The sequence below is a fragment of the Mycobacterium sp. genome (genome assembly GCF_050701515.1).
GTDB lineage: Bacteria > Actinomycetota > Actinomycetes > Mycobacteriales > Mycobacteriaceae > Mycobacterium.
In genome coordinates this window covers 1-12,185 of the sequence record NZ_JBOGDB010000329.1, presented here as the reverse complement: position 1 = coordinate 12,185, position 12,185 = coordinate 1, and the positions used below count along the sequence as shown (strand labels likewise).

14 protein-coding genes and 1 pseudogene are annotated in these 12,185 nt (G+C 67.6%); 6 read left to right on the top strand and 9 right to left on the bottom strand.

Annotated elements, in window-relative coordinates; all coding sequences use genetic code 11:
- On the top strand, positions 1-414 hold a 414-nt coding region (locus ACRDU5_RS23505), incomplete at its 5' end, for a tyrosine-protein phosphatase (protein WP_526617393.1).
- Here ACRDU5_RS23505 and ACRDU5_RS23500 read toward each other — a convergent pair.
- The 6 genes from ACRDU5_RS23500 to ACRDU5_RS23475 all read right to left on the bottom strand — a co-directional run bounded on the left by ACRDU5_RS23500 (position 403) and on the right by ACRDU5_RS23475 (position 5,741).
- Positions 403-888, bottom strand: coding sequence for a DUF456 family protein (locus tag ACRDU5_RS23500; RefSeq protein ID WP_526617392.1), 486 nt, complete (start codon positions 886-888; stop codon positions 403-405). The genes ACRDU5_RS23505 and ACRDU5_RS23500 overlap by 12 nt on opposite strands.
- Positions 889-904: 16 nt before the next feature.
- Positions 905-1,609, bottom strand: coding sequence for a haloacid dehalogenase type II (locus tag ACRDU5_RS23495; protein WP_526617391.1), 705 nt, complete (start codon positions 1,607-1,609; stop codon positions 905-907).
- Between the two features lie 31 nt (positions 1,610-1,640).
- Positions 1,641-2,612, bottom strand: coding sequence for an NADPH:quinone oxidoreductase family protein (locus ACRDU5_RS23490; protein ID WP_526617390.1), 972 nt, complete (start codon positions 2,610-2,612; stop codon positions 1,641-1,643).
- A gap of 10 nt (positions 2,613-2,622) precedes the next feature.
- Complete coding sequence (locus tag ACRDU5_RS23485; RefSeq protein WP_526617389.1) at positions 2,623-3,489, bottom strand: SDR family oxidoreductase; 867 nt, start codon at positions 3,487-3,489, stop codon at positions 2,623-2,625.
- Positions 3,490-3,530: 41 nt separating this feature from the next.
- Positions 3,531-4,946 carry an aldehyde dehydrogenase family protein gene (locus ACRDU5_RS23480; RefSeq protein ID WP_526617388.1) on the bottom strand — a complete coding sequence of 472 codons (1,416 nt, stop codon included), beginning with the start codon at positions 4,944-4,946 and terminating at the stop codon, positions 3,531-3,533.
- Positions 4,947-5,105: 159 nt separating this feature from the next.
- Positions 5,106-5,741, bottom strand: coding sequence for a TetR/AcrR family transcriptional regulator (locus ACRDU5_RS23475; RefSeq protein WP_526617387.1), 636 nt, complete (start codon positions 5,739-5,741; stop codon positions 5,106-5,108).
- 169 nt (positions 5,742-5,910) lie between these two features.
- Here ACRDU5_RS23475 and ACRDU5_RS23470 point away from each other — a divergent pair, with 169 nt between their 5' ends.
- Both ACRDU5_RS23470 and ACRDU5_RS23465 read left to right on the top strand, forming a co-directional pair.
- Positions 5,911-6,477, top strand: a complete 567-nt coding sequence (locus tag ACRDU5_RS23470) for a TetR/AcrR family transcriptional regulator (RefSeq protein WP_526617386.1) — start codon at positions 5,911-5,913, stop codon at positions 6,475-6,477.
- A gap of 27 nt (positions 6,478-6,504) precedes the next feature.
- Entirely contained in the window at positions 6,505-8,664 is a 2,160-nt protein-coding gene (locus ACRDU5_RS23465) for an FUSC family protein (RefSeq protein WP_526617385.1), read from the top strand.
- 3 nt (positions 8,665-8,667) lie between these two features.
- Here ACRDU5_RS23465 and ACRDU5_RS23460 read toward each other — a convergent pair.
- From ACRDU5_RS23460 to ACRDU5_RS23450, 3 genes and pseudogenes are all read right to left on the bottom strand, one after another.
- A pseudogene (locus tag ACRDU5_RS23460) lies at positions 8,668-8,816 on the bottom strand (pirin-like C-terminal cupin domain-containing protein); the annotation flags it as partial.
- 80 nt (positions 8,817-8,896) lie between these two features.
- Positions 8,897-9,295, bottom strand: a complete 399-nt coding sequence (locus tag ACRDU5_RS23455) for a HicB family toxin-antitoxin system (protein ID WP_526617384.1) — start codon at positions 9,293-9,295, stop codon at positions 8,897-8,899.
- A gap of 249 nt (positions 9,296-9,544) precedes the next feature.
- Positions 9,545-11,221 carry a phosphoenolpyruvate--protein phosphotransferase gene (locus ACRDU5_RS23450; protein ID WP_526617383.1) on the bottom strand — a complete coding sequence of 559 codons (1,677 nt, stop codon included), beginning with the start codon at positions 11,219-11,221 and terminating at the stop codon, positions 9,545-9,547.
- A 52-nt stretch (positions 11,222-11,273) separates the two neighbouring features.
- Between ACRDU5_RS23450 and ACRDU5_RS23445 the strand changes: the two genes are divergently transcribed.
- From ACRDU5_RS23445 to ACRDU5_RS23435, 3 genes are all read left to right on the top strand, one after another.
- Positions 11,274-11,531: an HPr family phosphocarrier protein gene (locus ACRDU5_RS23445; RefSeq protein WP_526617382.1), complete on the top strand. Its 258-nt coding sequence runs from the start codon at positions 11,274-11,276 to the stop codon at positions 11,529-11,531.
- A gap of 73 nt (positions 11,532-11,604) precedes the next feature.
- Positions 11,605-11,757 carry a hypothetical protein gene (locus ACRDU5_RS23440; protein WP_526617381.1) on the top strand — a complete coding sequence of 51 codons (153 nt, stop codon included), beginning with the start codon at positions 11,605-11,607 and terminating at the stop codon, positions 11,755-11,757.
- Positions 11,754-12,185: DUF4226 domain-containing protein (locus ACRDU5_RS23435; RefSeq protein ID WP_526617380.1), on the top strand; the 432-nt coding region annotated here is incomplete at its 3' end. The genes ACRDU5_RS23440 and ACRDU5_RS23435, both read left to right, overlap by 4 nt.

Sequence of the window (12,185 nt, the reverse complement as noted above, 5' to 3'; positions counted from 1 at the left end):
GGCGGTGCCAGGCGAGCGGTGCGGCAAGTGATTTCGCTACTCGCGGATGGCCGCCCTGTCATCGCGCACTGCTTCGCCGGCAAGGACCGCACGGGTTTCACGGTGGCGACCGTGCTCGAGACGCTCGGGGTGGAGCGTGACGCGATCCTGGCCGACTTCCTGCGCAGCAATGCCGCCGTCGCCCCGCTGCGGGAGCGGATCCTCGAGTCGGTCCGCGACCGATCGGAGACGCCGGAGACCGTCACTTTCGCCGAAGCCCGGCTCACCGACGAGGTGCTCGGCGTGCGGGAGGAATACCTGGACGCGGCACACCGGACAATCGAGCAGGACTACGGCGGACTGCGGGGCTACCTCGACGCCGCGGGCGTGACGATCGACGACGTCAAGGAGCTGCGTGCCGCGCTATTGGGTTAAGAAGACCCCGGCCACCCACACCACGGTCGCCAGCAGCGCGCCGGTCAGCTCGATACCCACCGACAGCGCAACGCCTTTGAGCGCGTGCACCGTCGACGTCCACGCCAGTCGCTGGTCCCGCCGGGACGCCAACTCGGCCAGGTAGATGCCGAGCACGAAACCGATCACCAGGCCCAGCACCGGAATGATGAAGAACCCGACGATGCCGAGCACTGCGCCGGCCAACAGGGTCTTCGTGCGCACGTCGGCGCGCCGCATCCGCTGCACCGGCCACATGTACTTGATCAGTGTGGTGGCCGCCAGCAGCGCTGTGACGATACCTAGCGTCACCCACGACACCGCATTGTGCTCGACGACTGCCCAGACCACTACCGCAGCGTAAACGAGCAGTATCCCGGGCAGCACCGGCACCACGATGCCGATGAGACCGACCGCTATGGCGAGCGCTACGAGAACGATCCCGGCGGTAGTCACGAAACGAATCTACGCGTCATGGTCGTAGCTGCTCGGCAAGGTCGAGAAAATCCGTTGCCGTGACGTCGAATTCGCCACGCTCAACCGTCCCTGGTCGCCGACCTGGGCCGTGCTCGAGCGGCCGGGCGACGAACGCCGTCATCAGGCCCGCGCCGCGCGCCGCCCGTAGGTCGCCGGGATGGGCGGCTACCAGCATCAGCTCATTCGGCGGCACGTCGAGCAGGTCGGCGCAGCCGAGATATGCCTCCGCATCCGGCTTGTAGTGATGAAACAACTCGGCCGAGATCACGCAGTCCCACGGCAGCCCGGCGCGTTTGGCCATGTTGGTCAGCAGCGACATGTTGCCGTTCGACAGCGTGGTGATGATGAACCGTTCCTTCAGCCGGGTCAGGCCGGCAACGCTGTCCGGCCACGGGTCGAGCCGGTGCCACGCACGGTTGAGGTGATCGACGTCCTCGCTGCAGACCGACGTGACTCCCACCGCGCCGAGCAGGTCCTCGAGGATCATGCGGTGCAGGTCGTCGATTCGCGTCCAGGGCAGTTCGCCGCGGCGCACTCGGTCCATCGCAGGCGCATAGCCGGCACGCCAGTTGTCGGCGAACGACGGCCAATCCTGTTGAATGCCGTGGCTCCGGCCGAACTCCTCAACTTCGCGAATGACGCTGGAGCGCCAGTCGACGACGGTCCCGAACACGTCGAAGGCCAGCGCTCGAGGCTTCATCGTTTGTTCTTCGCGCAAGCGCTCATCACCATCACGGCTGTAGCACGACCTTGCCGAGCACGCCGCCGTCGGCCAGGCCCTGCAACGCGGCCCGCCCCTCCGAAAGCGGAAACCGCACCGGCGGAGGTGGCCGCAGCCCGGCTTTGACCAATTCGGCGACCCCGAACTCGAACACCGACTGGGATCCCGGCTTGCGGTTGACGTACTCGCCGTATCCGACGCCGACGACCGCGACGTTGCGCAGCAGCAGCCGGTTGACCTTGACAGTCGGGATCCCGCCCGCCGCAAAGCCGATCACCAGCAGTCGACCCTCGGTGGCCAGCGCCCGGATCGCGTCGTCGAACGGCTCGCCTCCGATGGGGTCCACCACCAAATCCACCCCGCGGCCGTCGGTGTGCTCGAGCACCGCGGCTAGCCAGCCGTCGGTCAGCGGCAGCACGATGTCGGCACCCAGCGACTCTACGAACTCTTTCGCATGCGGCCGGTGCACCATGGCGAACACCTTGGCGCCCAATGCCTTTGCGATCTGAACAGCGGCCGTGCCGACACCACCTGCCGATCCCAGCACCAGCACCGTCTCCCCTGGCCGCAGGGCCCCTCGGCGGGCCAGTGCGAAATACATCGTCTGGTAGTTGCCCAGCAGTGCGACGGACTCGGCGTCGTCGATGTCATCCGGGGTGGGCTTGAGGTTGGCCGGTGGCACCACCACCCGTTCCGCCCACCCGCCGAGCATGGCCATCGCCGTCACCCGCTGGCCCGGCTTGAATTCGGACTCATACGGCGCCGATCGCACCACTCCGGCGATCTCGGTGCCCGGGATGAACGGCGGCTCGAGCCGCAGCTGATACTCGCCGCGCAGGAGCAACAGGTCGGGGAAGCTCACGCCGGCCGCAGCAACGTCGACGACTACCGAATTTTGATCGACAACATCGGCTGGATCTTCTATATCCGTGTATACCAGCCCTGTCGGCCCGGAAAGTTCGCGCGCGACAAGCGCTTTCATGTGTTGCCGGTCAGCCGAGGCTGAAGGTGGCCCGCTGTGCCGCCGACAGGTCGGTGATCTCGCCCCACTTCGCGGCGACGTCGTCGACGGTCGGCACACCGTCTGAGAACGTGACCCCGTCGTTCTGGAACAGCGCCGCGCGCTGCACCTTGCCGCCGCCGACGATGAAAACCGCTGCGGTTTCCTGATTTTCCTCGCTGACCAGGTAGGCCATCACCGGCGCCACATACTCCGGTGTGAGCTTCTCGAACACCTCCGGCGGCAGGATGTCCTGGGTCATCCGAGTGGCCGCGATCGGTGCGACGGCGTTGGCCTTGATGTTGTACTTCGCGCCCTCCTGCGCCAGCGTGTTGATCAGCCCGACCAGGCCCAGCTTCGCGGCGCCGTAGTTGGCCTGGCCGAAGTTGCCGAACAGGCCGCTGGTGGAGGTGGCGACGACCACCCGGCCGTAGCTCTGCTCGCGGAAGTGCGGCCACGCCGCGCGGATCACGTTGTAGCCGCCGTACAGGTGCACTTTCAGCACGGCATCCCAGTTCGCGAACTCCATCTTGTGGAAGGTGCCGTCGCGCAGGATGCCCGCGTTGCTGACCACGCCGTCGAGGGTGCCGAACTCGTCGAGCGCGGTCTTGATGATGTTCTCGGCGCCCTCGGACTCCGCCACGCTGTCGTAGTTGGCCACCGCGCGACCGCCAGCGTCCTTGATCTCCTTGACCACCTCGTCGGCCATCGCCGAACCCGCGCCGGAGCCGTCACGCGCACCGCCGAGGTCGTTCACCACGACGCTGGCGCCCTCTTTGGCGAGCGTCAACGCGTACTCGCGCCCGAGCCCGCCGCCGGCCCCGGTGACGACGATGACGCGATCCTGCACTCCTGGCACTGGTGTTCCTCTCCTCGATTAGGGCAGGCGCACGGTGTTGGTCAGAACAGCTTGCGCGCCAGCTTCCACGCCTTCTCTGTATACGGGGGATAGATCATCGCCCCTAAGTCGGGTCGGGTCGGCTTGGTCATCACCGACTTCTTGTGGCTGAACTCCTCGAAGCCCCACCTGCCGTGGTATGCGCCCATGCCCGACGGTCCGACGCCGCCGAACGGCAGCTTGGTCGTGGCGAACTGGAAGACGAGGTGGTTGACCAGCATGCCGCCGGCGGACACCTCCTTGATCACCCGTTCGCGGATCTTCTTGGTCTTGGTGAACAGGTAGGCGGCCAACGGCTTGGGCCGCGAGTTCACGAATTTGATTGCCTCGTCCAGGGATTGGACAGTCACCACCGGCAGGATGGGCCCGAAGATCTCGTCGCTCATCAGCGGCTCGTTGAGATCGGGATCGACGACGACGGTGGGCTGGATCTGCAATGACTCGGCGTCCGAACCACCGCCGATCGCGATGGTGCCCTTGGTTTCGGCCACCGAAGCGGTCAGCCGGTCGAAGTGCCGCCGGTTCACGATGCGTTTCCCGGTCTCGCCGGACTCGAACTCGGTGACGGCATCCTTGATCTTGTCGACGAGCTTGTCGCGGATCTTGGCGTCCGCCAGCACGTAGTCGGGGGCGATGCAGGTCTGACCGGAGTTGATCAGCTTGGTCCAGGCGATCCGCTTGGCCGCGACATCGATGTCGGCGTCGTCGGCGACGATCACCGGGCTCTTGCCGCCCAGCTCCAACGTGACCGGGGTCAGATGCGGCGCCGCGCTTTCGTACACCTTTCGGCCGATCTCGGTGCCGCCGGTGAACAGCACCCGGTCGAAGCCCTGCGCGATCAACTCCTGGCTGACCGCACCGTCACCCTCGATCACCGCAATGGCGTCGTTGTCGAGGTACTTCGGCACCAATTCGGCCATCACGGCCGAGGAGGCCGGTGCGACTTCGGACGGTTTGAGGACGACGGCGTTCCCGGCGGCGATCGCACCGACAGCCGGTCCCAGCGTCAAGGCGAACGGGAAGTTCCACGCGCCGATGATCAGCACGGTGCCGTACGGCTCATACTCGACCCAGCCACGGCCGGGCAGCTGCGACAGCTCGAGCAGCCGGTGGTTGCGCCGGGTCCACTTGCCGACGTGCTTGGCGGCGTCGGCGGCTTCGCCGGCGGTGCTGGCGATATCGGCCAACCACGCCTCGAACGGTTTGCGGCCGAGATCCTGCGCCAAAGCTTCGGCGATAGCCGGTTCGTTCTCCACCACCAACCTCTCCAGCGCCTTCAACTGCTGCTTGCGCCACTCGATGCTGCGGGTTCGGCCGGTGGCGAAGGTCTCGCGCAGCCGGGCGACGGTGGCCGCGATGTCAGGCGCGACCGGGGCGGGCACCGAAGGGGCGGTGCCGGGAGCTGAATCGGTGGTCATGGTGGAGGTCCTTCCTGACCCGAGGAATAACCGATCCTAACCACCCGGTTGGGTCGCCATAAGGGCCCGATTCAGCAGCGCGAGCAGCTCACTGCCTCCGCTCGAGTCGGGCGCGCAACAACACGCTGGATGCTGGAGTGGGCTATGTCACCCAGGTCACTACTCGGCCAGCTTCCAGAGCTTGTTCGCCAACAGCAGCTCGAGCTTGTCGACGATGGACTCGAGCTCATTGTGTGAGCCGACGTACCCGGCATAGAAGCCCATTCCCCACATCACCGCGACCAGCATCTCGACCAGCTGCGGGACATCGGTGTCGGTGGTCAGCTCGCCCTTTTCGATCGCGTCGTTGACCACCCACGACACGAACGCCCGCGAGTTCTGCAGTGAATTGTGCTCGTCCTGGCTCAGCTCGGGATGCCGCTGCGACTCCAGCACGGACGTGACCAGAAAGGCCGCGGCCGACCGATCCTCCGAGTCGGCCTGCATTGCGGCCGAGAAGAACGCCGACAGTCGACCGAGCAGGCTGGTCTGGCCCTGCGCCCTCGCCATACCCGCGCTAACCACCATCGCATTCGTCTGCTCGACTACTTCCCGGTACAGCAACCGTTTACTGGCGAAGTAGTGGTTGATCGCCGGCCGTGTCAGGTCGGCGCGGATCGCGATCGCCTGAAAGGTGGCGGCGTCATAGCCAAGTTCGCTGAATACCTCGCGAGCGGCGCGCACAATGCGCTCACGTGTTTCGGCAGCCTTCGCTGCTGGTGGACGACCGGGCCCCCGGCTTGCCGTATGCGGCATGGTAAATATTGTGCCACAGGTCACGTAGCGGCTTTGCAAAATACCGAATCTGAGTGATCGCTCAGCAAACTATCAGTAAAAGGTGCGGTAACCGGCGGTCGGTACCGGCCGGTCGCACGGGTGACACTCGAGACGTTTTCAGCATCCGAAGGGGTTAATGTTCCGTCCCATGGCGGGCGTCGTTTCGCGCGAGTCCTACTTTGAGACGGGCCTCGACGTACTGTCCGATCTCGGCTACGGCGGACTGAAGCTGGCCGAGGTGTGTAACCGCCTCGGCGTCACGACCGGGTCGTTCTATCACTACTTTTCTGGCTGGCCGGCCTACACCCGCGAGCTCGTAGAGAACTGGATGCGGGAGCGAACGGTTGTCGCCATCGAATTCTCTCGAAACGAGCCAGACCCGCGGCGCCGCATCGACGGCCTCGTTCAGGTCGGCCTGGCACTCCCGCACGGCGCCGAGGCGGCGATCCGAGCGTGGAGTTCGGTGGATCCCCACGTGCACGCCGTCCAGGTCCAGGTCGACCAACAGCGCTTCGACATCATGTATCAGTCCGCGCTGGAGATCCTGCAGAACCATCACCAAGCGCAGATGTTCGCCCGGTGGGCCGTCTACCTAGTGGTCGGATACGAACAGGCCACCCTCCCGCGGGACACCGAGGCGCTGGCGTGGATCGCCAAACAGCTCACCGACGCACTCGATGATGGTCGGTTCGCTTCCGTTCCCACCGATGACTAGCGCGGCGGCCAGCGGCATAGGGCGGCCATGCTGAGCCCGGCCGCCCTGGGACGCCGGGCGGTGAACCGGATCCATCACCGCGATCGCGAGTTCGACGCGCTGCGGCGCGCGGTCCGGGCGGCGGTGGTCGTGCCGCTGGCCGCGGCGCTTGGCTTCGCGGTCGGGGGCGGCTCCCAGACACCGCTATTCACCATCTTCGGGTCGTTCGCGCTGATGGTGCTCGCGGACTTTCCCGGCAACCGGCAGAACCGCGCGCTGGCCTACGCGGGCCTGGGCATCAATGGCGCGGTGTTGATCACCTTGGGAACGTGGGTCGCACCGCACGCGTGGCTGTCGGTGGCGCTGATGTTCCTGCTGGGCGTCGCCGTCACGTTCGCGGGTGTGCTCAGCGAGACGATCGCCGCCGGGCAGCGCGCCACCCTGCTGACGTTTGTGTTGCCGGCGTGCACACCGACCGGACCGATCGATGAGCGGCTGCTGGGTTGGGCCATCGCGCTGGCCGTGTGTGTACCCGCCGCGCTGTTCCTGCTCCCGCCGCGCCACCACGGCGAATTGCGTCGACACGCGGCCGCGGCCGTCGGGGCGCTGGCCGACCGGCTCGAGGGCAAGGCGACCCGAAGCGAGGTCGCCGATGCGATGTATGCACTGCGGGAAAACTTTCTGGGCGCGGATTTCCGGCCGGTCGGGCTGACCGCCGGCAGCCGGGCGCTGGTGCGGGTGGTCGAGGACCTGGAGTGGCTCGCCGACCGGGTGAGCGACGAGGCCGGCCCGGCGCTGCGAGACATGCAGGCACCAGGAGTGCGGGTGCTGCGCTGCTCGGCCGCGGTGCTTCGACAAACCCGGGTCGCCGATCGGACGACCGACCGCGCGAATCTGGAAGCCGCGCTGACCCAACTGCGGTCGGTGGCGCGGGGACGCTACCGGGAGGACATCGTCGCGATTCTCGGCGCGCGCGACGACGATGCCGCCACTGCGCTGGGACGGGAACTGCTGAATCGCCGCACCATCGCCGCCACCATCGGAGCGACCGGCCGAGTGATCGCGGCGGCTGCCGCGGCCGACGCCCGCCCGGTCTGGGCCAGGGCGCTGGGGCGACGGCTGCCGCCCACTACCGCCACGGACCGGCTGATCCCGGAGACCGCCGCGGTCACGTCGACTACCTCCGGATTTCTGTCCGGCCGTTCGGTGGCGGTGCGCAACAGTCTGCGCACCGGTCTCGGCCTCGCGTTGGCGGTCGCGGTCACCCACCTCTATCCGGTGGAGCATGGCTTCTGGGTGGTGCTCGGCGCGCTGTCGGTGCTGCGCAGCAGCGCGCTGACCACCGGCACCAAGACGGTGCGCGCGGTGCTGGGCACCGGCATCGGGTTCGTCCTCGGCGCCTTGTTGATCGGCGTCGTCGGTGTGGATTCGGAAGTGCTGTGGATCCTGATGCCGGTCGTGGTGTTCGGGTCGGCGTATGTGCCCGAGATCGCATCGTTCACGGCGGGCCAGGCCGCCTTCACCATGATGGTGCTGATCTTCTTCAACCTGGTCGATCCGACCGGGTGGAGCGTCGGACTGATCCGGGTGGAGGACGTGGTGGTCGGCGCACTCGTGGGCGTGATGGTGTCGGTGCTGCTGTGGCCCAGGGGCGCGACCGCCTCGGCGGCGGCGGCGATCGAATCGGCGCGCGGTGTCTTTGCGAGATACCTCGAGGCGGCGGTGCTGCGGATCACTCGCGGCGCGTACGAGGAGATGGCGGACAAGGTGGCCACCCTGAGCCACGATGCGATCGCATCGTCTCGGGTGGCGGATGACGCAGTGCGGCAATACCTTTCGGAAAGTGGCGGGCCGACGGACTTCCGCGCGCCGATCGTGCGCTCCTTCAACCGTGCGATCCGATTGCGCTCGGCGGCGGACCTGATCGTCGACATCCCCACCCCGCCGCCACTGGGGACGTACCCGATGGTTCGTGAGGTGCTGGAGCGCCACGTCAACGCGATCCGCGATCTGCTGGCGGGCAGGTTGGATCCCGCGCAGCCCTGGACGCCGATCAGTGACGAGTTCGTGTGTGCGCTGCGGGCCGAGTCCGGCGGCGACGAAATGGCGGTGTCCGCGGCGATGCCGCTGGTGACCGTCGCGGCCGCGCTCGGTGAACTCGAGCTGGTTTACCCGCAGCAGGCTGAGGCCGAACCGGCCCGCATGTGACGGTCAGCGCGCGGTGGGCGGCATCAGCGCGTCAGGTGGGATGGTGCCGAACTTTCCGGCATTGAAGTCCTCAGTGCCTGGATCGGTTCGGACTTGGAGTTCATCACGAACGGGCCGTAGGCGACCACCGGCTCGCGGATGGGCTTGCCGCCCGGTGCTGATCGAGCGCACCGGGCGTTCGGTGTCGGAGGCCGCGGGTGCGGCGGCAGTGGACTGGCTTCATCGCTTACCGTCACAGGCTGCGGCTGTTGGCGAGTTGGCTGACGCGTTGAGGTGAGATGTCGAGTAGTTCGGCGATGTCGCGGACAGGCACACCACAGGTGGTGAGCATGTGGGCGAACTGCTGAGCATCCCTTAGCGCCTCGTGCTCAAGTCGCTGAGCGTGCGCGCGCCTATTCCTTATGCTGCGCGCGGCGTCGAGAAGCTCCCGAAATTCGGGTTCGCCCATGCGAACGCTGGCGGTTTCGACCTTGATCTCGTTGAAGGGGATGCTTCGGTCGAGAGCGATGTATTCGCGGGCCATCGTTTCGGCCTCGGAGAGACGGCGAGCTTGCGTGAGGCCGTCGATTTCGGGGATGTGGATCATCCACCAGCGGCCGTCGCGGGTGACTTCGATCTTGAACTCGTACATCACTTCCCCTTGCTCTGCTTGATGGCTTGGTCGACCTTGCGGACGATGCCCGGCGAGATCATCCGGTGGCCGGTCGGGACCACGACGTGGGCGCCGTGGACTTCTCCTCCTTCGCCAGGAAGGTAGTCTAGTCCGCTAGACTGTTTCTAGTCAAGTGTGATAGACAAATAAGTCGCCTGGTCGGCGCCGCTTTATCCTTGGACAATCTCGCTTTCTCGCGGGGCTGTGATCAACGGGCCTCGCCACAAGTCAGGCGAGCATGGCCAGGGCGGCCGCCCGGGCGTCGGCGGCGCTGTCGGCCACGAGCACGGCATCGGCCGCGTCACGGCATTGCTGCAGCGTGACCTGCGCGAGCTTGGCCCCGACGCCGTTGACCGCCGCAGCCGCTGCGGACAGCGACGTCACCCCCAGGCCGGCCAGCACGCACGCCAACAACGGATCCGCCGCCGCCTCCCCGCACACGCCCACGGGCTTGCCGACCGCGGCGCCGGCCCGGACCGCCATGGCGACCAGCGCGAGCACGGCGGGCTGCCAGGGGTCGGTGAGGGTGGCGAGATCGGCCGACATGCGATCGGCGGCCATCGTGTACTGGGCCAGGTCGTTGCTGCCGATCGACAGGAAGTCGACGTGTTCGAGGATGCGGTCGGCGAGCAGCGCCGCCGCGGGCACCTCGATCATCACCCCCGGGGTGAGCCCGTGCGAACGAGCCTGCGCGGCAAAGAGTTTGGCCTCATCGGCGGTGGCGATCATCGGCGCCATCACCCACGGCGGGTTGCCGGTGCGCTCGGCCGCGGCGGCGATGGCCTGCAACTGCCGCTCCAGCAGCCCGGGGTTCCCCTCGGCGATCCGGATGCCGCGCACGCCCAGCGCCGGATTGGCCTCCTGGTGGCTCCCGACGAATTTCAGTGGCTTGTCCGAGCCGGCGTCCAGCGTCCTGATGACCACCCTGTGTCCGGAGAATGCCTCCAGCACTTCCCCGTAGATCTGGGCCTGCTGATCGGCGGTGGGCTCGGTGTCGCGGTTGAGGAAGCACAGTTCGGTGCGGAACAGGCCGACGCCTTCGGCCGGGGTGTCGCGGGCGGCTCGGGCGGCGGCACCGTCCTGAACATTGGCGAGGATCGACACGGTGTGCCCGTCGGAAGTCGCGCCCGGCCCGGTCCAGTCCGCGGCCAGTTCGGCCTCGCGCGCCGCGGCGGCCACCGCGTCGGCTGCCACCTTGGGATCGGGCGACACCGTGACCGTGCCCAGGGCGCCGTCGACGAGGACCATGGCGCCGGCGGCGACCGCGTCGAGTCCGTCGACCGCGACGACGCAGGGGATTGCGAGCTGGCGCGCGATGATCGCGGTGTGGCTGGTCGGCCCGCCCAGCGTGGTGGCCATCGCGACGACGAGCGTGAGGTCGAGGCCGGCGACGTCGGCCGGGGCGAGGTCGTCGGCCAACAGGATCGACGGGATGGCCGGCACCGGGACGCCGGGCTCGGGCAGCCCGCTGAGTTCGGCGATGACCCGGTCGCGGATGTCGCGCAGGTCGGTGACCCGTTCGGCCATCAGGCCGCCGAGTTGGGTGAAGAGGCCGACGAATCGATCGACGGCCGCCATCACCGCCTGCACCGCGGGGGTGCCGCCGTTGATGTGCTTCTCGGCGGCCCCCAGCCAGGCCCGGTCCTGCGCCAGCGTCGCGGTTGCCGCCAGGACTTCCGATGCCGCGCCGGTCGCATGCGCGGCGCGGTCGCGTAGCCGGGTGGCGACGACGCCGGCTGCCGCGGTGAACCGGGCCACCTCGGCGGGGCGGTCACTCTCGTCCAACTCCGGAGCCGCGTCATCGAGCACCGGCAGTCGGCCGGGCCGGATGACCGGCGCGTACCCAACGCCGGCCACCACCGGCACGCCACGCAGCACCGAGCCCGCCGGAGAGGAGGCGGTCATGTGAAGCATGATTACAGCAATTGATCGGCGAAGCGCACGCGAGGGAGATCCCATGCCCGCCAAGACCGTCATCGTCGGTTCGGCCATCGGCCTGCACGCGCGGCCAGCGGCCATCATCGCCGGAGCCGTCGTGAACGCCGGTGTACCCGTCACGCTTTCGATGGATGGCGGTGCACCGGTCGATGCCGGTTCGGCGCTGATGATCATGGCGCTGGGCGCGGGAAACGGCGCGCAGGTGACCGTGCACTCCGACGACGAGGAGACCCTCGAGACGATCGCCGAGCTGGTCCAGCAAGACCTCGACGCCTAGCGATCGACCACGAATTGCCGCGAAAGGGGGTCCTTACTGCGGGTTAGGCTGGCTTGCGACGAAAGGGGTTGGCGTGGACGGCTGGCTGCTCGGACAGGTCAGCAACGTGCTGACGGCGCTGTCGCACGCGCAGGAATTGTTCGAAGGCGTCGGGCCTCCGACGTTGCCGAAGGATTTCACGCCGCGGCCCGAACTGCAGGACAACCTCGGCGGTGGGCTGCTGTGACACCACCCGCTACCGCGCTGTCCGGCATTGCCGTCGATGCGGTGCGCACCCTGCAGTCCGAGTTGCGCAGCGATTACTCCGGAATGCGTTCGGCCGAAATACAACTCGCCGAAGCCATCCTGACCGCGCATGCCACCACCGTGTCCGGGCGCGCCCGGTTGCAGGACATCCAGCGCCAGCTCATCGAGGCCATCAACAACCCGGTGATCGCGCTGAGCACGCCGGCCGGTGAGCGGCAGTTCCTGCTGTTCTTGCGCAACAAGATCGCCGAGATTCAGCAGATCGTGGACGAGGGTGCCCTGACCGACGAGGACCACGCCAAACTCACCCGGGCGCTGGGCAGCGGCTATCTGCTCGACACCCCCGGCGACGAGCCCGCACCGGCGCCGGCCAGCAGTATGCCGATGGGCGGCCCGACAGCCGGGCCC